This is a genomic window from Flavobacterium lotistagni (assembly GCF_011392125.1).
GTDB classification, from domain to species: domain Bacteria; phylum Bacteroidota; class Bacteroidia; order Flavobacteriales; family Flavobacteriaceae; genus Flavobacterium; species Flavobacterium lotistagni.
Genome location: NZ_JAAJBU010000011.1, coordinates 48,516 through 68,092, shown reverse-complemented (window position 1 = coordinate 68,092; position 19,577 = coordinate 48,516). Strand labels below are relative to the sequence as shown.

The 19,577-nt window shown below is 39.3% G+C and carries 17 protein-coding genes; 9 read left to right on the top strand and 8 right to left on the bottom strand.

What is annotated here, in order from left to right:
* Positions 1-54 precede the first annotated feature (54 nt).
* From G4D82_RS12040 to G4D82_RS12015, 6 genes are all read left to right on the top strand, one after another.
* Entirely contained in the window at positions 55-2,217 is a 2,163-nt protein-coding gene (locus tag G4D82_RS12040) for a TonB-dependent receptor (RefSeq protein ID WP_166337539.1), read from the top strand.
* A 107-nt stretch (positions 2,218-2,324) separates the two neighbouring features.
* Positions 2,325-2,948, top strand: coding sequence for a hypothetical protein (locus tag G4D82_RS12035; protein WP_166337538.1), 624 nt, complete (start codon positions 2,325-2,327; stop codon positions 2,946-2,948).
* A 17-nt stretch (positions 2,949-2,965) separates the two neighbouring features.
* Positions 2,966-4,303 carry a histidine kinase gene (locus G4D82_RS12030; RefSeq protein WP_235924347.1) on the top strand — a complete coding sequence of 446 codons (1,338 nt, stop codon included), beginning with the start codon at positions 2,966-2,968 and terminating at the stop codon, positions 4,301-4,303.
* Positions 4,294-4,608: a 2TM domain-containing protein gene (locus tag G4D82_RS12025; protein ID WP_235924346.1), complete on the top strand. Its 315-nt coding sequence runs from the start codon at positions 4,294-4,296 to the stop codon at positions 4,606-4,608. The genes G4D82_RS12030 and G4D82_RS12025 overlap by 10 nt, the downstream gene beginning before the upstream one ends.
* 1 nt (position 4,609) lies before the next feature.
* A complete protein-coding gene (locus G4D82_RS12020) occupies positions 4,610-4,915 on the top strand; it encodes a 2TM domain-containing protein (protein WP_166337537.1) in 306 nt (101 codons plus the stop codon).
* A gap of 18 nt (positions 4,916-4,933) precedes the next feature.
* Positions 4,934-5,689 (top strand): LytR/AlgR family response regulator transcription factor, encoded by a 756-nt coding sequence (locus G4D82_RS12015; RefSeq protein ID WP_166337536.1) that lies wholly within the window; start codon positions 4,934-4,936, stop codon positions 5,687-5,689.
* Positions 5,690-5,843: 154 nt separating this feature from the next.
* On the opposite strand, the gene G4D82_RS12010 is transcribed toward G4D82_RS12015, so the two are convergent.
* From G4D82_RS12010 to G4D82_RS12000, 3 genes are all read right to left on the bottom strand, one after another.
* Positions 5,844-6,866: a COX15/CtaA family protein gene (locus G4D82_RS12010; protein ID WP_166337535.1), complete on the bottom strand. Its 1,023-nt coding sequence runs from the start codon at positions 6,864-6,866 to the stop codon at positions 5,844-5,846.
* Between the two features lie 93 nt (positions 6,867-6,959).
* Positions 6,960-8,435: a CCA tRNA nucleotidyltransferase gene (locus G4D82_RS12005; protein ID WP_166337534.1), complete on the bottom strand. Its 1,476-nt coding sequence runs from the start codon at positions 8,433-8,435 to the stop codon at positions 6,960-6,962.
* A gap of 48 nt (positions 8,436-8,483) precedes the next feature.
* Positions 8,484-9,050: an L-threonylcarbamoyladenylate synthase gene (locus G4D82_RS12000; protein WP_166337533.1), complete on the bottom strand. Its 567-nt coding sequence runs from the start codon at positions 9,048-9,050 to the stop codon at positions 8,484-8,486.
* A 207-nt stretch (positions 9,051-9,257) separates the two neighbouring features.
* Here G4D82_RS12000 and G4D82_RS11995 point away from each other — a divergent pair, with 207 nt between their 5' ends.
* On the top strand, positions 9,258-10,733 hold the full coding sequence (locus G4D82_RS11995; RefSeq protein WP_166337532.1) for a capsular polysaccharide export protein, LipB/KpsS family: 1,476 nt from the start codon (positions 9,258-9,260) through the stop codon (positions 10,731-10,733).
* Positions 10,734-10,752: 19 nt separating this feature from the next.
* Complete coding sequence (locus G4D82_RS11990) at positions 10,753-11,616, top strand: hypothetical protein (protein ID WP_166337531.1); 864 nt, start codon at positions 10,753-10,755, stop codon at positions 11,614-11,616.
* Between the two features lie 5 nt (positions 11,617-11,621).
* Here the strand turns inward: G4D82_RS11990 and G4D82_RS11985 are convergent, their stop codons facing one another.
* Positions 11,622-13,469, bottom strand: a complete 1,848-nt coding sequence (locus tag G4D82_RS11985) for a DUF3413 domain-containing protein (RefSeq protein WP_166337530.1) — start codon at positions 13,467-13,469, stop codon at positions 11,622-11,624.
* A gap of 159 nt (positions 13,470-13,628) precedes the next feature.
* Here G4D82_RS11985 and G4D82_RS11980 point away from each other — a divergent pair, with 159 nt between their 5' ends.
* Positions 13,629-14,393 carry a lipopolysaccharide kinase InaA family protein gene (locus tag G4D82_RS11980; protein ID WP_166337529.1) on the top strand — a complete coding sequence of 255 codons (765 nt, stop codon included), beginning with the start codon at positions 13,629-13,631 and terminating at the stop codon, positions 14,391-14,393.
* 1 nt (position 14,394) lies between these two features.
* Here G4D82_RS11980 and G4D82_RS14510 read toward each other — a convergent pair whose 3' ends face one another.
* The 4 genes from G4D82_RS14510 to G4D82_RS11955 all read right to left on the bottom strand — a co-directional run bounded on the left by G4D82_RS14510 (position 14,395) and on the right by G4D82_RS11955 (position 19,417).
* Positions 14,395-16,248 carry a glycosyltransferase gene (locus tag G4D82_RS14510; RefSeq protein WP_317167570.1) on the bottom strand — a complete coding sequence of 618 codons (1,854 nt, stop codon included), beginning with the start codon at positions 16,246-16,248 and terminating at the stop codon, positions 14,395-14,397.
* A 6-nt stretch (positions 16,249-16,254) separates the two neighbouring features.
* On the bottom strand, positions 16,255-17,997 hold the full coding sequence (locus G4D82_RS11965) for an LTA synthase family protein (protein WP_235924345.1): 1,743 nt from the start codon (positions 17,995-17,997) through the stop codon (positions 16,255-16,257).
* 143 nt (positions 17,998-18,140) lie between these two features.
* Positions 18,141-18,956: a 2,3,4,5-tetrahydropyridine-2,6-dicarboxylate N-succinyltransferase gene (locus G4D82_RS11960; RefSeq protein ID WP_166337527.1), complete on the bottom strand. Its 816-nt coding sequence runs from the start codon at positions 18,954-18,956 to the stop codon at positions 18,141-18,143.
* Positions 18,957-19,030: 74 nt separating this feature from the next.
* Entirely contained in the window at positions 19,031-19,417 is a 387-nt protein-coding gene (locus G4D82_RS11955) for a hypothetical protein (RefSeq protein ID WP_166337526.1), read from the bottom strand.
* Between the last annotated feature and the right edge of the window lie 160 nt (positions 19,418-19,577).

The window sequence follows — 19,577 nt, the reverse complement described above, 5'->3', positions numbered from 1 at the left end:
AATAGTTTCACACTTGTACATGTCGATCTAGATTTGCGGCATAAAACCAAAAAGATGAGAACGATTATTTTTTTACTGACACTGTTATTTTTTACCATTGTCACTTCTGCCCAAAACCTGATTTCTGGAAAAGTCGTTGACAACAAAGGCAAAGTAGTTCAAGGCGCAAATGTTTATCTCGACGGAACCTATGACGGAGCTTCGAGTAACGAGCAAGGCGATTTTTCTTTTACCACAACCACTACAGGAAACCAAACACTTGTAGTGAGCTCTTTGGTGTATGAAACCATTACAATGCCTATCGACGTAACTGATTTTAAAAATAGAACCGTAAAATTGCGGGAAAGTGTAACGGCACTCGACGCAGTGATTATTAATGCCGGAACGATGGAGTCAGGTGACAAAGCCCGAGTTTCAGTTTTGAAGCCGCTGGATATTGTTACCACAGCCGGTTCGTTGGGCGATATTGTTTCAGCACTTCAAACTTTGCCTGGAACTAATAATGTCGCGGAAGATGGACGCCTTTTCGTTCGAGGTGGTGAAGCAGAAGAAACACAAACCTTTGTAGACGGTATCCGAGTTGCCCAACCCTATGGAGCCACAACGAACAACTTGCCAACACGCGGGCGTTTTTCACCTTTTTTGTTTAGCGGAATTTCGTTTTCTACTGGCGGCTATTCTGCTGAGTACGGTGAAGCGCTATCGAGTGTATTGTTGCTTAATACTCAAGATGAGGCCGATCAGAACAAAACCGACATTTCGCTAATGACCGTTGGGCTTGGTATTGGTAATACGCAAAAATGGAAAAAGAGTTCACTCAGTGTCAACACAACTTACATTGATTTAGCGCCTTACCAAGTGGCAATTCCTCAAAATGTCGATTGGAATAAACCCTTTCAGTCATTGTCGGGTGAATCGGTTTATCGCTATAGTTTTAATAATGGGCTTTTTAAATTGTATGCTGCTTTTGATGCCTCGCGTTTTGATTTGAATCAGGAAAGCATCAATACTATCGAGAAAACTAGAGTGAATTTAAACAACCGGAATTTCTACCTCAATACCTCTTACAAAGGAAATTTCGGAGCAAAATGGCAACTCACCACTGGTTTGGGTTTCGGATATAGTCACAACAATATTAAGCTGGATTTGAATACAGTGCGCAATACCGAGAACGCAGCCCATTTGAAAGTTAAACTTCGCAAAGGTTTCTCAGACCGGTTCAAGTTGTCGTTCGGAGCTGATTATTTTATCACCCAATTCGATGAAAACTATAACGAGTTTGAAGCCGGATATTACAACGCCAATATTGGAGCGCTTTATACTGAAGCCGATATTTTTCTCTCGAAGAAATTAGCTGCAAAACTAGGAATGCGCTGGTCGAACAATGATTTAATAAAGGAAAGTAGCTTGTCTCCGCGAGTTTCTTTAGCCTATAAAGTCGCAAAAGCGTCGCAGTTTTCGTTAGCTTATGGTACATTTTCACAGGCGCCGAACGTGAATTATATCAAGTACAACAAAGGAAATTCTTTTGAAAATGAAAACGCGGCACATTATATTCTGAACTTTCAATACAGCAAGAACAAGAAGACATTCCGTGCGGAAGCTTATTTCAAGGATTACGACAACTTGGTTAAATACGATACGAAATCGCCGCAATTCGATTCGAATTATTCTAATGATGGTAATGGTTATGCCAAAGGTTTAGATTTCTTCTGGCGCGATGGCTACAGCATCAAGAATTTAGAATACTGGATTTCTTATTCGTTAATTGATTCAGAGCGCGACTACAAGAATTTTACTAAGTCAGCAACTCCTGGTTTTATTTCTGAGCATACCTTATCATTAGTCACCAAATACTGGATTGAGAAATGGAAATCTCAAGTTGGTTTCACCCATTCCTTTAGCTCTGGTCGTCCATATAACGATCCTAACAAAACAGCTATTGACCCCAATGCTTTTATGAAACAAAAAACCAAAGCCTACAACAGCTTGAGCTTTAATTGGGCTTATTTGTTGACGCAACAGAAAATCCTGTATTTTTCGGTTTCCAATGTGCTAGGTACTCAGAATATTTTCGGATATGAGTATGCGGATAATGCTGTAAATGGTGTCTATAACAGAAGGGAAATCACGCCCACGGCAGACCGTTTTTTCTTTGTAGGTTTCTTCTGGACCATCAGCGATAATAAGAAAGACAATCAACTTAATAATCTTTAATTACAATTCATCCTCAAAAATTGACGGTTCGGTCAACTACAATTTTAAAAATGAGATCGGCACCATAAGTTTGTCAGGAATTTAATAACCAATAAAAATTAAACATCATGAAAAAATTATTTTTAGCAGTAGCGCTTTTAACTTTCGGTTTCACACAAGCACAAAGCAAATTTGAAGAAGGAATGGGTAAAGCCATGCAACTCTGGAAAGAAGGCAAAAGCCAAGAAGCTTCAGATTTATTGGAACGTATTGCAGGTGCAGAAAAAAACAGTTGGCTGCCCAATTATTACATCGCATTCATTAATACGGTTTCCTCTTTTGGGATGAAAGATAAAACGATGGTCAGTGCTGTGCTGAACAAAGCCCAAAATGCGCTTGATATAGAAATGGCAAAAGATTCGAATAACTCAGAAATTCTGGTGATGCAAGCAATGATTTACACTGGCTGGGTAGCTTCAGACCCGATGACATACGGAATGAAGTATTCGCAAAAAGTGATTGAACTTTACAATAAAGCCCAAGCCTTAGCGCCTGAAAACCCGCGAGCTGTGTTTGGAAAAGCGGAATATGAAATCGGCGGCGCAAAGTACTTCGGAACCGATACCAAGCCGATGTGTGCCGAGATCAATCGTTCTATTGAACTGTTCAATAAATTCAAACCATCTATGCCTTTTGCGCCGCAATGGGGTTTAGACCGCGCGCTTGAAGCTCAGAAAGAATGTAATAAGTAACGGTAAAGTTAACCATCATGGTCCGTAAATTATTAAGAGATTTTCCGAGAGCCTTCGTTATTGCAATCACTGTTTTTGTGGTGTTGCAGCTCATCAGTCTGATGGTCGGAAGAACAATCAACTTCGACTTGGGTTTACTGATTAATTTTGGTTATACAATGTTGTACGGTTTTTCGCTCTATTTTTCTAATGCGGCACTGTTCATTTATCTCGATCAAGTTTTTGAAGCCGACCGATTCAACAAAAAACGCATTATTGTTGGCTTTACTTGTTCGTTTTTGATTTCGATTTTAGTGATTTTTATCTTGCGTATTTTTGAAGACGTACTCATCGAAGGCAGAACAATTGCAGATTTCTGGGCGCAAGAGCAATTGGCCAATTACTTGGTCGCGATTATCGTAACCTTTATTGTGACCTTGGGTTTACACGCTTTTTACTTCTATAAAGCCTACAACGAAAGCAAGGTCAAAGAGCAGAAAATCATTGCCAATACCGCCAGTGCCAAGTTCGAGAGTTTAAAAAATCAGATTGATCCGCATTTTTTGTTCAATAGTTTGAATGTACTGAGTTCTCTCATTGAGGAAAATCAGGAGAATGCGCAAAAGTTCACGACTTCGTTATCAAAAATCTACCGCTATGTGTTGGAGCAGAAAGACAAAGAGCTTGTGACCGTACAAGAAGAACTGTCGTTTGCCAAAACCTACATGAATTTGCTCAAAATGCGCTTTGAGAACAGCATCAACTACGAACTGCCTGAACATTACCAAAACGAGCAGGCTAGAGTAGTGCCACTGTCATTGCAATTATTGCTCGAGAATACCATTAAGCACAATGTAGTTAGTCAGCAAAAGCCGCTCAATATCAGAATTTATATCGACGACAATTATCTTATCGTCGAGAACAACTTGCAACGCAAAGAAGTCTTGCAAGACCGTCAAGGCGTCGGATTGCAAAATATTGTGAACCGATATGCTTTAATTTCCCAACGCGAAGTTCGGATTGAGCAAACGCCGGAGTTATTCAAAATCAAAATACCTATTTTAACCAAACAAATAGTCGCTATGGACACACAACATATTTTTAATGAGAATAGCGCTTATCTAAAAGCAAAAGCGCGTGTAGAGAATCTAAAGGAATTCTACGGTAACCTGATTTCGTATTGTTGCGTTATACCGATATTGATATTGATCAACCTTCAAAGCGGTGGCTTTCAATGGTTCTGGTTTCCAATGGCTGGTTGGGGTATGGGCGTGACGTTTCATGCACTGAGTACTTTTGGTTATGCGCGAAATTGGGAAGAAAAGAAAATACGTCAGTTATTGAAAGAGGAAAATCAAAACGATAAATGGAATTAATCATGGAAAAATTCAACACCGATTACGAAAAATACCAAAGAGCCAAAAAGCAAGTCAACGAAATCAAAGGATTTTACACACATTTTGCGATTTATATTCTTGTGATGGGTTTCTTGATATTCATTAACCTCAAGTACAGTCCCGAATATCTTTGGTTCCTCTGGACCATGCTAGGCTGGGGAATAGGCGTTGCCAGTCATGCGATGAAGGTTTTCAACTGGTTTCCGTTTTTAGGCAAAGATTGGGAACAGCGCAAAATCAAGCAATTCATGGACGAAGAAAAAAACAAACCTAAATACGAATAAGATGGAGAATATAGACGAAATCCGGTACCGCGAAGCCCAAAATAGGGTTAAGAAAATCAAAGGTTTTTATACGCACTTGATTGTTTATGTGGTCATCAACACGATTATTATTGTTGCAAACTACCAAGAATTGCCTGCCGGAGAAAGCCTTCGTTTGCAACATTTTTCACTGTTTTTTTTCTGGGGAATTGGTTTGGTAGCACACGGATTGACAGTCTTTTTACCGACTTTTATACTGGGCAAAGATTGGGAAGAGCGCAAAATTAAGCAGCTCATGGAACGCGAGAAAAACAACCGATGGGAATAAAGCCAATACCAACACAGCATGAAAGTTATTATCATTGAAGACGAAAAACCCGCTGCTAGATTGTTGCAACGTAAGGTGGAAAAGCTCGGGCTGAGTGTAACTGTTTTACTGCATTCAGTAGAAGAATCCATCGCTTGGTTTCAAGAAAATCCACATCCGGATTTGATTTTTCTCGACATCCAGCTCTCTGATGGGCTTTCGTTTGAGATATTCGAAAAGGTTTCCATTCAAAGTGCTGTCATTTTTACAACAGCCTATGACGAATATGCTTTGCGAGCATTCAAGCTCAACAGTATTGATTATCTTTTAAAACCGATTGACGAAGACGATTTAGCCACCGCCATCGAAAAATTCAAAGCCCGCAACCAGCAAACTTCAAATATGGCGCTTGATTTTGAAGCCATTCGCAAGATGTTGGTCAATCCTGTCGATCGAGTTTATAAAAAGCGTTTCACAATCAAAATGGGGCAACAGCTCAAAATGGTCAATATCGAAGAAGTAGAATGTTTCTACAGCGAAAACAAAGGTACTTATCTGCACACTTTTGAAAACCGGAACTATTTGCTTGACACTACTTTGGAACAACTCGAAACCGAACTTGATCCGAACGATTTTTTTCGCGTGAGTCGCAAGTTTATCGTGCCTATGAAAGGCATCAAAGAAATACAACTTTACAGCAATTCTAGGCTCAAAGTAATCTTGCCCACATACAAAGAAGATGAGGTCATTGTGAGCCGTGAAAAAGTAGCGGAATTTAAAACTTGGCTAGGGTAGTAGTGCGTTACTTCGGGCAAGGAAGTACTTAGTGAAAAGACAATCTAGAATTTAAAATATTACTTTACTATATTTTTGTTAAATATATAGAAATTAATATTTTAAAAACCATCATAGATTATTTCTATTTCTTTTTTTGTAGTCTAAAACTGCCTTATTTGCTCAATCTGTGCAAGGTGTAAGTGGTTGCGGTTAGTAAAAAGAAAGCCGTGATTTGATGCAATAACCCTAATGCTAATGGCACCGAATATAACAAGGTAATAACGCCTAGAGCAAATTGCACGAACACCAACAACACCATCATTTGAGTTCCTTTTTGTTGTTGCGAATCGGTGCCAATTTTGCTGCTTTTTGCATACAAATACAATATTACGCCAACTACCAAATAAGCCATAGTTCGATGTACAAATTGAACGCCGCTTTTGCCTTCGGTCAATCTGAGTAGCCAAGAATCTTTTTCCAGCACTACGCTTTCATGCATGAACTGTCCGTCGCTCATCATGGGCCAATGATTGTGAATCAAGCCTGCGTTTAAACCGGCTACAAAACCGCCGTATACAATCTGAATAAGCAGTAAAATCAAGGCGATTCGAGCAATTTTACGCAATTCTAAAACCGGAAGTTTTCTCTCCGGATAAATCAAATCTAGTGCTACCCAAAGCGTGTAAGCAAAGGTCAGAAACGCAAAAGTCAGGTGCAAAGCCAGCCTGAAATGGCTCACATCTGGGTTATCAACCAAGCCACTTTTCACCATAAACCAGCCGAAGAATCCTTGCAAAGCACCCATTCCGAGCAAAACATAGCATTTACCTAAAGTAGCTTTGTCTAATTTTTTCTTAATCAGGAAATACGCAAACGGCAGAATAAACACCAAGCCAATTACGCGTCCGATGAATCGGTGGAACCATTCCCAGAAGTAAATAAACTTGTAATCATCCAGCGTAAAATTGTTGTGGATATTGATTTTTTGATATTCTGGAAATTGCTTGTATTGCTCAAAAGCATGTTCCCATTTCTGCTCGGTAAGCGGTGGAAAAGTATCAGTAATTAAATGCCAATCAGTCATTGAAAGGCCTGAATTAGTAAGTCGGGTAATGCCGCCCACGACTACCATAATAAACACCAAAATGCAGCCCGAGAGCAACCAAATAATCACCGATTTGTTTTTGTTTTTCATGTTTTTTAGAAGCTTAATCCCGCTTTCCACGATATCTTTTGCGCTTACAACTTAAGTGTAATTATGAACTACAGCGCGCAAAAGGATGCTGTTTCAATCGGGGCTATGGTTTTCTTTTTCAGTAGGTTTATCGTTTAAAATTTCAAGTTTTGCTTCCGGCAAAATTAACCCAATGGTTTTGGCTTTTTTAAGCATGAACTCATAAGCCGCGACATGTTCATTAGGAATTTCACCTTCAAGAATTGCTTCTTTAATGGCTTCTTTCAAAATTCCTATTTCACGTGAAGGCTTTAAGTTAAAAAGCGCCATGATTTCTTCGCCGGTAATTGGCGGTTGAAAATTCCTAATCTGATCGCGCTGTTCTACTTCAATGATTTTCTGCCGTACAATTTCAAAATTACTGTGGTATTTCCTGAACTTTGCTGGGTTTTTGGTCGTAATATCGGCAGCGCACAAAGTCATCAAATCATCTACATCTTCGCCGGCGTCAAACACTAGTCTTCGCACCGCAGAATCGGTCACCAAGTCTTGTGAAAGCACTATCGGGCGCGAACTCATCATCACCATTTTCTGAACAAACTTCATTTTATGATTCAAAGGCATGTGCAAACGTTCAAATATTTTTTTGACCATTTTTCCACCCAAAAATTCGTGTCCGTGAAAAGTCCAACCTTGTTTTTTGTTGAAACGTTTGGTTGGTGCTTTTCCGATATCATGCAGCAAAGCCGCCCATCGCAACCACAAATCTTCTGTGTTTTGGGCAATGTTGTCTACCACTTCCAGCGTATGATAAAAGTTGTTTTTGTGGGTTTGGCCTTCAATTTCTTCTACTTGGTTCAAATTGGTGAGTTCGGGTAATATCCGGGCAAGCAAGCCGGTTTCATGCAAGAGCAAAAATCCTGAAGATGGTTTCTGGGTTAGCAAAATCTTATGGATTTCTTCCACAATTCGTTCGCCGGAAATGATCTCAATGCGCTGCTGATTGCGAGTAATAGACTCTATAGCTTTCGCGTCAATTTCAAACCCCAATTGGCTCGCAAACCGAATTGCACGCAACATTCTGAGCGGATCATCTGAAAAAGTTACATCTGGATCCAAAGGTGTTTTAATGACTTGATTGTCTAAATCTTCCAGGCCATTGAATGGGTCAAGTAAGTCTCCGTAAGTTTCTGTATTTAAAGACAATGCCAGTGCATTAATTGTAAAATCGCGACGGTTCTGATCGTCCTCTAATGTGCCATTTTCCACTGTAGGATTTCGGCTTTCGAATTGATAGCTTTCCTTGCGCGCGCCTACAAATTCAATTTCAGTATCGTTGAAGCGCAACATTGCGGTACCGTAATTTTTGAACACCTGAACTTTGGGTTTATTCGGGAGCAATTCTGAAACTTTCTGCGCCAATTCTATTCCGCTGCCTACCGCCACAATGTCAATGTCTTTTTTGAAATCACGTTTAAGTAAAAAATCACGTACATAGCCTCCAATTACATAACTTTCGAGATGCAATTCGCTGGCTGCTTGACTCACCACCGAGAATATTTCTTTATTTAATGCTGACTTAAAATTCATTTGTTTGTAACCACAAATTGACGATTGTATGTACGCTTTTGCGGCAATTTACTTTCTAATGATTGTTACTTGTGAATCGTTTGTGAGTTTGATAATCGTAGATGGTTTTCCGCCTACTTTTTCACGATGCAAATTTACAACATAGTCAACACCGCTTAGAATTTCCGGACTGATTTCTTTAAACGAGTTTGGTGTCGGTTCTCCGGAGATATTGGCGGAAGTCGATACTAATGGTTTTTTCATACGCTCCATGAGTTTGTAGCAGAATGGTTCTTTCACCAAGCGAACTCCAAGAGTTTGGTCTGACGCAATAATGTTAGCTGCCACATTTCTGGGATTGTCTAGAATTAAAGTGGTAGGTTTTTCCGACAGATCGATGATTTGCCATGCAACTTCAGGAATTTCTTTGAAAACGTTGTACATCATCCGCTCGCCATTCATCAAACAAATCATGCTTTTGGTTTCTTCACGTTGCTTGAGTTTGTATATTTTGGCCACGGCATCCGCGTTAGTTGCATCGCAGCCAATGCCCCAAACAGTATCGGTCGGGTAAAGGATAATGCCGCCGTTTTTGATTACTTCGAAGGCTTGGTGCACTTCAGCGTTAAGATCCATAGTTAATTTTTGCTGCAAAGATATTCATTTGGAACCAAAAAAGCTTCAAAATTAGCCACTCAAAAGAATTATGTTTTAAGTATATTTGTTTCCGATTTCTATCAGAATATTAGCGAAAAAGTCTTATCGATACAGTGCATTTAGCTGTTTCATTTACAGACAAAAGTTGCCAAATTTCAAGGAAATCTTTAAACCACTTTTTAGTTGATGACGCATTTAGATACGATTAAGAATCAAACCATACTGCTGCAAACTTCGAATCATCCTACACCACATTTGGAAACGGAGTTAGAGATAATGGAGCGCTTGCTGCAACAAGGCAATACGATTTACTGGATAATTTGCAAGGGCGACTTTCAAGCTTGTTTTCACAACCCAGAACACCGACTGATGCACTGCAAAGTATGTCATTCGCGAGTAGAGAATGGTTTAAAACTGCTTCAGACTACTGTTGAAAATCATCGGAATTTGTACAAGCTTCAGTACAATGATTTCCTTTCTTTGACTGATTTTAAGCAACAAGGATATTCACCACAGCTTAATTTTAAATCCAAAGACGAACTTAAAGCACACCAATACAAAACTTACGACAACGGCATGGCCACGATGTCTTCACTAGTTTCTTATACCCGCGATCATGAACCAGATTTGTTTAAATACCAAGATTTCATTCGTAGAGGTTTGCTTACCGGTGCCTATTTGTATGAAGTTTTTCAGTTGGTTATCGAGAAAATCAAACCCGATTTAGTGATTATCTTCAACGGCAGATTTATTGAAAACCGTCCTTTATTAAGGGTTTGCGAGCATCGGAAAATCACTTATGCCACACATGAACGCGGCGGAAAAATGAAAAATTTCTTGTTCCGTTTCAATTCGATTCCACATTCTTTTGAAGCTATTGCTGAAGAGATTCAAACTTTGTGGCAAAATGCAGGTGCCGATCGAGAGCAAATCGGTGCGAAGTTTTTTGCCAAAAGGGTTAAACGCATCGAAGACGCTTGGTATTCGTTTACTAAAAATCAAAACTACGGACAGTTGCCGGAAAGTTTCAAAGCCAACCAAGACAAGAAAATCATCACCATTTTCAATTCTTCTCTAGACGAATACGAAGGTTTATCAGGTTTCGGACCGAAGTTTTACACCAATGATAACGATGGAATCTTGCAAATCTGTGAAAGTTTGAAAGCTTATCCGAATATTAAGTTGTATTTGCGTGTGCATCCGAATTTAAAAGGGCTCAATAATACGCAAAACCGCTTCATCGATGAAAAAATCAAAGCTTCCAACATTGAAGTTATAGCGCCTCAAGACAGCGTAGACAGTTATGAACTTGTACAGAAAAGCGACATTATCATCGTTTTTACTTCAACAGTTGGTGTTGAAGCGGCGTTTGCAGGGAAAAAAGTTGTGCTTTTAGGCCGAGCTGCCTATGAAAGTTTACAGTGTGCCGTGATTCCGAAAAGTCATGATGAACTGATGCGCGTACTGACTGATGATGCTTTTGAATTTCCTTCTGTAAACCCTGAAAACCCAATAAAATTTGGTTATTGGTTTGAGAATTTTGGCATTGATTACCAATATTATCAAGCCAGCGGAATCAGCAAAGGCAAATACAAAGGCCAAACAATCAAAGCCAATTTTTTCCTACGCAGGCTAAAACGTATGGCAAAGTGGTTTTCTTAAATCTATAATTCATCACAAAATGAAAAAAATACACGTTGGTTTCTTATTATCGTATGATTACGAGCTTTTGAAATACTCTTTGCCGCCGGTATATCAAGCTGCCGACCGAATTTTTTTGGCTCGCGACAAAGAACTCAGAACTTGGAAAGGCCAGAATTTTACAATTGATCCGGCATTTTACGATTGGTTAAAGGCATTCGATGTTGACCATAAAATCGAAATTTACGAAGACGATTTTTACATACCCGAACTCACCACGATTGAAAACGACACGCGCGAGCGAACAATGCTTTCGCACAAAATGGGCATCGGCAATTGGTTAATTCAGGTTGATTCTGACGAGTATTTCATCGACTTTGAGAAGTTTATCACCGATTTGAGAAAGTACGATTCTTATCTGGATGAGCCCGAAAAACACAAAATCCAAATCTTTGCGTTTTGGCTCATCATTTATAAATACACCGAAAACGGCATTCTCTACATCGACAAACCACAGAAATCAGTTTTTGCTACCAATTATCCAAACTACAAAATCGCGCGTCGTACTAATGAACGTGTGATTTACCTCGACAGCATGGTGTTGCATGAATCGGTCGCGAGATCAGAATCGGAACTGCGTTTCAAACTTGAGAATTGGTCGCACAATATCGATGTCAATAAAGATTTCTTAAACAAATGGATTTCGGTCAATGAAAACAACTACCAATCGATGACTGATTTCTATTATATCGAACCCGAGCGCTGGAAAAAGCTGAGTTATTTCCCAACCAAAAAAATAGAAGAAATCAAACACTATGTGGCTACTTCTGAAAATTTAAAGATTACCAAGTTTTACCTTTGGAAGAAAAACTTCGGGCAATGGTTTAAATTTCTGTTTAAATAAGCCCGTTACTTTTTCAGTTTATAAAAGCGATTCATGTGCTTCATTTCCTTGGCGACCAAATCGTAGTTGATGTGCGCATCATCGAGCGGATTGAGTTTTTGGTCAGTAACATCGAACAAACCTGAAGGGTAGATGTTGGTAATTTGGTTCTTTTCGATAATCGCAAAACGTTGGTTGTAACCGCAAATAAAGCTTTCTCTAGGCACTGGTTGGAACAAATCATTTCCGAAACTATAGTCATTCATGTTGTTTTTTACTCCAAGATAATGTTGTAGAATCGTCGGTGCAATGTCGTAATGTAGGGTTTTCTCGCTGTAAGTTTTAGCCGGTTTAGAAGCATCGAAAATCATCAGCGGTACATGAATCTGATAATCGGTGAAATTTCCGCCGTGTTGCCAATAGCCTTTCTTATTTTCGTTAAATTCCTGTCCGTGATCGGCAGTAATCACGATAATGGTGTTTTCCAGTACGCCTTTTTCTTCAAGCTGATTTAGCACTTTTCCAATTAAACTATCAACATAATGCAACGAATTTCGGTAGCGATTCATTAGTAAAGTGGGCTCGTAATCGCCATCGAGCAGCAAATAATTCATTTCGGCCAATTCGGGTTTAATTGGGTTATAATCTTTCGGATGGTCGAAACCGTGCGCAGAATCGTAGAATAAAAATCCGAAAAAGGGTTGTTTGGATTGGAGCTTGTCAAAACCGTTGAGCCATAATTCATTAATTTCCGCATCGCGCGCTGAAGCTGTTTGCGCTTTTGATTGGAGTCTGAGATTCGGAATATTAGTAAATACATTTCGGTTGAACGGCGGATTTTCAACAGTCGAACTACTTAAAATCTGTATCTGATATTGCTGTTTTTGTAATTCAGTTGTCAATACCGGCTGGATCTCTTTTCCCGTAAAAGTGTCAAAATAAGTGGCCGGAATACCATAAATCAGAGAAAAAATTCCTCCGGTGGTCATGTTTGAGCCGCTCAAATGATTGGTGTATACTTGGCATTTTTTTGAGAATTGATAAATGTTTGGTGTGACTTGCTCGTTCATAAAATCGTTGCGCCATGTATCAATAATTAAATACAGTATATTTTTTTTAGGCGATAGATTTTTCGATACAATTTCTTTAAGCGGATAATTCACCAAATCAGAACTGGCAACCATTTCCATTTGTTTGTTTTTCTCGGCTTTCTCTAAATCGACAAGTCCGAGTTTCATCATCAAACCATCGGCAGTCAGCGGATAAAACACCGGAAAAACGTTCTTGAGTTGCGTCACCGATCGTACATAATTGGCATCCGACCAAGCGTAAACTAAATGTGAAGTTAGCAGACCGATAAATAAAATCACCAACGTTGGTTTTATTTTTAAGCTAATATTTCGTTGCAAGATTTTCCTCGAAAAGTAGTGGAAAAGAAATTCCAAACCCAGCAAGGCAACAATAAAAGCCGCAGCCATGGCAATATTGCTGGTTGAGAATTGGAAAATATCTGAAGCGCGCTTGCCGAAAACCAACTTAAACACAATAGGCGAGAGGTGGTACCGAAACTGCTCGAAAATTGTGGCGTCGAGTTTAATGATTACCAATACTAAAGTAGAAAGGAAAATATTTACCGCACGTGTGATGGCTACTGATTTGGTCAAGAAATTTACCAACAAACTCAACAACAAAGGCAAGGCGGCAATAACAAAAAAATGGCATACCGTAGTGATGCCGAGATAAAGATTGAGCCAAAAGCCGTTGGCGTTTTCAAGAAAATTAAGATAAGCAGTTGCAATAATCAGCACTAAGGCCAAATTGAATAAAAAAACCAAGTAAAGTTGTTGGCTAATCGGCGATGCGGAATGCGGCATAGGTATTTTCGTTATTAGAAAACAGATGACAATAATGATTTAATTTTCAAACCGATAAAATAATTCAGTTGTTAAATCGTTATCAACCTGCGGTAAAAGTAGCGATTAAATTGGAAAAATATAATGCAATACCTACTTTTGTCGGCCTAAAACCTATTGATGCATTCAGAGATACATTCCCAGTTCCGAAGCTATACGCCTCAACTTATCGAGTACGTTGAACATTTCGATACCTCGGGAACGCTCTTTGTGGATGGGCAACGCAACAAGATTAAACTGTTCGAACTAGACGGGAAAACCCTGAACATCAAGTCGTTTAAGGTGCCAAACCTGATCAATCGAATCGCCTATCGTTACTTGAGAAAATCCAAAGCCAGACGTTCCTACGAATTTGCGAATCGGCTTTTGCAAAACGGTATTGGCACGCCGCAACCGATTGCTTATTTTGAAAAACGGGTGTTTTTCGGTTTCGGAAATAGTTATTATGTGAGTGAGCAATTGACTGTTGATTTGACTTTTCGCGAATTGGTTGAAAATCCGGATTTTCCAGATTGGGATAACATTTTGTGTCAGTTCATGGCATTCTGTTTCGAACTGCATGAGAAAGGCATTGAATTTTTAGATCATTCGCCAGGAAATACGTTGATTAAAAAGGCGCAAAATGGCAAGTATGATTTTTATTTGGTGGATTTGAACCGAATGAATTTCCACCAGAGTATGAACTTCGAATCGCGCATGAAAAACCTGTCTCATTTAACACCGAAGAAAGAGATGGTAAAAGTAATGAGTGCTTTCTATGCGGCACATTACAGACAGAAATCTGAAGCCGAAATCGCTGAAAGATTGTGGTTTTATACCGATGATTTCCAAAAGAAGTTTCAGAAAAAGATTGAGCTAAAAAAGCGCTTCTTGCTGCGTAAATAGTTTATTTCTTTCGTTGCATCTTAAGTAATTCCTGGTAACGCACATACACACTCAGCGCATTGAGGTAGCAAACAATGACACCTTTCTTTCCGTCTAAAAAACCAAGTCTGACAATAAATTGATACAAAAATTTGTAGGCCGGATGCAGATAGAAATGGTAGAAATTTGGTCGGATGCCTTTGGCAAGTTCTTCCTTGGCTTTAAGTTTTCCGTAGTTGACCATTTTACTCTTATAGGTATCAAAATCAGTATAAGAGAAATGAATTAACTTGTGTTTCAACTTTGCGATTTTTCCTTTTACGGTCAGTTTTTCGTGTACCAATCTTTCGGTGACATAATGTGCTTTGTCTTTCTGGAAAAGTCGGAAAATCTTATCTGTTTGCCAGCCACTGAAATTTAGTTTTCGGTCTTCGAACATGAAAATACGATAGAAAAGATAAGCGCTGGCAGCATTCGGCTTTTGAATGGTTTCAATGACTTCTTCTTTGAGTTCGTCAGTGAATCGCTCGTCGGCATCAATGAAAAGAATCCAAGGATTTTTGGCGCATTCGATGGCAAAATTCCGCTGTGAACTATAATCTACAAATTTGTGCTGAATGAGTTGTGCCTTTTTGAAATCGTTGACCAGTTCGACTGTTTTATCAGAACTGAACGAATCAATCACAATAATTTCGTCGGCAAAGTCAATGTCATGCAGTACTTCGCTGATGTGATTTTCTTCGTTATAGGTTATAATCAAAGCGCTAAGCGGCAATCGTACAGGAGCAATGGTCAGTGCTGATTCGGAATAACCTGCTGCTAAGTTGGTATCGAGAAATTCATCGAGAAACCCACTAAATAATTCAGGAATGAAATAGCGATAAAGCTCGGGGGTGTTTTCCTTGAGCTCTTTCTCGGTGTAGGAAGAAAGCAGTTCGGGTTGATAATCTTTGAGATGAACTGAAGCTTGATGAATGCCGTCTTCGAATGTGGCCCAAACTTTCTTTTCGATCCAAGGCGAGAAAATGATAAAAGCCGGTTTTTGCAATGATTTTGCAATGTTTATCGCTCCACCATCATTGCCTATAATCATATCGCATTGGTTCATAATGGCGATGAATGACCGCAAATCATCACCTAAAAGATCAAAATAAATTTTCTCTTTGGCTGCTTCGGTGCACAACGAGTATACTTTTTTTGCCTGATCGATTTGCTTCGGAAAATAGTTGAAAAGAATATTCACCTTGCGTTGGGCAATCTGATTGACTACTTCGGCCATGAATTCTAATGGATAAGTTTTCGATGGCTCGCTACCGATTAAGCTAATCATTATTGTTCTGCGACTTGAATCCAAACCATGCTGGGCGAACAAGTCTTGGGCTTGCTGGTTTTCTGATTCAGTGACAAAAAGTTTTGGATACGGATCGATTTCAATCTTTAAATCCAAAGGTTTTAATAGAGACAAACGCCTTTCAATAGCCAGCCCTAAATTGGTTTTCGGAAACGAAGAAAACGGTAGGTTGTCGGTGTAAAGAAAACTGCGCCAGGGCTTTTTGTAGGAAATCCTGCGTTTGGCGCCACTCAGAAATACAAAAACCCAACTTTCGAGTTTAGAATAGGCGTCAATCACCAAATCGTATTTTTCTTTGCGGATTTGCCAAGCCAATTTCAAAAAGGCTATATTGCTCTTGCGGTGGATTTTCTTGAATAAAATCAAGTGATCAATGTTCGGGTTGCCTTCCAGAACAGGAGTTGTCGATTCGTAAACCAGATAATCAATCCGGGCATTCGGATAAGCTTTCTTAAGGTTGTTACAGATAATGCTGCTCACCAAGACATCACCAATCATTTTTTGCTGGATTACGAGAATTTTCATGCGGTGTTAGGGTTTTACAGTCAGTTGGTTATTGCTCACTCTTTCGTTGAACGACTGAATGTAAGCCTTGATAAAAGTTTCCATTTTCTTGCGAATCTCTGGAGATTTGGTTAGCAAATTATCCTTAAGCAACGGATCGGTTTTGAATTGATACAACCCAATGGATTTATTGCCGTCGAAAGCCAAATAATAATCACCATCGATGTAATTGTAAACATTATCTACATAAGAAACCACAAAATCTTTTGGCGAAAGATATGATTTTCCGTAAGAAACCACCTTAGACTCGATGTTTAAATAATCCAAAACACTGGGTAAAATGTCAATTTGTTGGAAATTTTTCTCAGAAACACCTTGAAATTCAGACTTTGAAGGATCAAAAAAGAAAATTGGAATCCTGAACTTGCCGACGTTGGTGGTATACTTTCCACGGCCTGACGATGAAGTATGGTCTGCAGTGAATACGAACAGTGTATTGTTGTACCATGGTTGGGTTTTGGCTTTCTTGAAAAATTGCCGTAGTGAATAATCTGTGTAGCCAACACTTTCGTGAATCACTTCTGTACCTTTTGGAAACTTTCCTTTATATTTTTCTGGAATCGTATAAGGTATATGGGAAGAAATTGTAAAGACAGATGCAAAAAACGGCGATGGGAAAGTGCTTATTTTATCACAGAAAAACTGCAGGAATTCTTCGTCGAAAACACCCCAACTGCCATCGAAAGCGTCGTCATTTGGATATTCATTTTTACCGTAATACTGATCAAAACCGGCTACTTTACAATATTGGTCGAAGTTCTGACTGCCGTTGAAAGCACCGTGAAAAAACGAAGTGGCGTATCCTTGCTTCTTAAGAATCTTTGGCAAACCATAGACATCATTGAGCGAGTATGCAGACGAAATCATAGGCGTATTCATCAAACTCGGAATACTAGACATGGTCGAGGGAACGGCATCAATGGAAACTTTCCCATTAGCAAAACCATTTTTGAAATAATAGGATTTTGTGATAAGCGAATCTAAGAAAGGTGTGTTTCCGATGTGGATGTTCTCGTCACCAAAACTTTCGAGAATAACAATCACTAAATTCTTCTTAGTTGGCGGGCCTGATGGTTTTGTGGTAATTACAGGATTAAATATCGCGTCGAGTTGTGCTTGACTGTAAAACTTCGGATCGGTTAGCGTTTCTTTACTGCCGAGTGTTTTCATAATGCTGTATGGAGTGTTTAGCACAACAGCCGTATTTCCGATAGAAGCATAATTCACTGCGTCTACAATTCTAATTGGTTTTTCGCCAATACCACCTCGGGCAGCCAGAAATCCGAAGGCCATGGCAAGCAATAAAATTCCCGTTTGTTTTAGGATTATTTTACCCGATAATTTCTCAAGTGGAAAGCTAATTTTCGGAGCCGACAAAAGCCGCCAAAGTAAAAAACAAATCAGAATAAATCCTATAGGTAGATACCAATAACGAATTAAAAATAAAGGTATTAAACCTGAAATTTCGTTTTCCATTCCTTTAGCAGTAATGAGCCCGAAAGAGCTTCTTCTTCCGGTAAATTTGAAGTACTCGAAATCAACAAAATTGGTAGCAATAAAAATTAAGTTAATTGTAAAAAAGCCAATTTTCAATCCGCTTTGGTAGCCTTTATTGTATTTGAAATTCCCTGGAAGCAAATGCAGTAATATGAAAAGAAGGTTGATGTAGCCAATCGCGGACCAATCATAAATAGCGCCACCGAGTAACATACGAAAAGTAATTTCGGGAAAGTGACTGCGGTTAAAAATGACAAATAACAACCTGCAAGCCTGATAGCTTAGAAAAATTATGGCTAGCCTTCGGGTAAGGTTTTTTAAGACGCTCAGGTAGTTATTCATTGAGGAAAATAAGGTTAAACCGCTACGTCGTATTCTCTTAAAGCGTCGTTGAGTGAAGTTTTTAAATCGGTAGATGGTTTTCTTTGACCTATAATTAAAGCACACGGCACTTGGTATTCGCCTGCGTTAAATTTTTTGGTATAGCTACCGGGAATTACGACCGATCGAGGCGGAACAGCACCTTTGGTTTCCACAGGTTCACCTCCCGTTACGTCAATAATCTTTGTCGAGGCAGTCAAGCATACGTTGGCGCCCAAAACCGCTTCTGCACCAACACGAACGCCTTCCACTACAATGCAACGAGAACCGATAAAAGCGCCGTCTTCGATGATCACAGGTGCGGCTTGAAGTGGTTCTAAAACGCCACCAATTCCGACACCTCCGCTAAGATGAACATTTTTACCAATTTGCGCGCAACTGCCAACCGTTGCCCATGTATCGACCATGGTTCCTTCGTCTACGTAGGCGCCAATATTAACGTAACTCGGCATCAAGATTACTCCTTTTGAAATATATGCACCATGACGAGCTACTGCATGTGGCACTACGCGAATACCTTTTTCAGCATAACCTTTTTTTAGCGGCATCTTATCGTGGTATTCGAAAATGCCTACTTCGAAAGTTTCCATTTTTTGGATCGGGAAGTAGAGCACGACAGCTTTTTTAACCCATTCATTGACTTGCCAACCCTCGGCAGCTGGTTCTGCTACACGCAAAGTTCCTGAGTCAATTAATTCTATTACTTCGCGGATTGCGTTAATGGTTGAGGATTGTTGGAGTAAACTGCGGTCAACCCAAGCAGCTTCAATGATTGAGCGTAGCTGGTTCATATTTTAAGAATTTGCACAAATATAGTGGCATTTTTTAAAATAGGAAAAAGCGAAAATAGAATAATTAGGAAGTTTTAGTCTGAATCGGCGAGTTGCCCTAGGCTAGAACTGCGCTCGAAGTTGATCAGAAAACGCTTGGTTTTGGCGTACAAATACATTTTGATATTGTCAAAAAGCATTATAGTAATTGGGTCTGATTTTTCGTCTTTGCAGAGATAGATAGTGCCTTTGTTAGGTAAATCTGTCTTAGAAACTATGGTTAAGTGATAATCTTTGTCGATTTTTAGGTTGATTTCATTGGCGCCAAATTCTGCTTTCTCAGGGCTGATGGTTTGTGTATTTCCCCATTCCTGAATCTCGTTTCTAGACTGAATCTGGTTATAAGAGAATACTTTGTATTGCGCCTGAACGCTCAACGTAATCAGAGTCGTCAATAAGAAGTACAGGTTTTTAAGCTTCATCAAACTTGATTTGGTAGCGCAATTAAGCTATTTTTTCTGAGTTAACGTTGGTTTTTCTGACCTTTGAAACATTATTTTTTAACAGTTAAATGTTAATAACTATTTCAGGCTGTAGTAGCCCATCGGTTTATCTTTGTTGAAATAACCAAATATTTTGTTT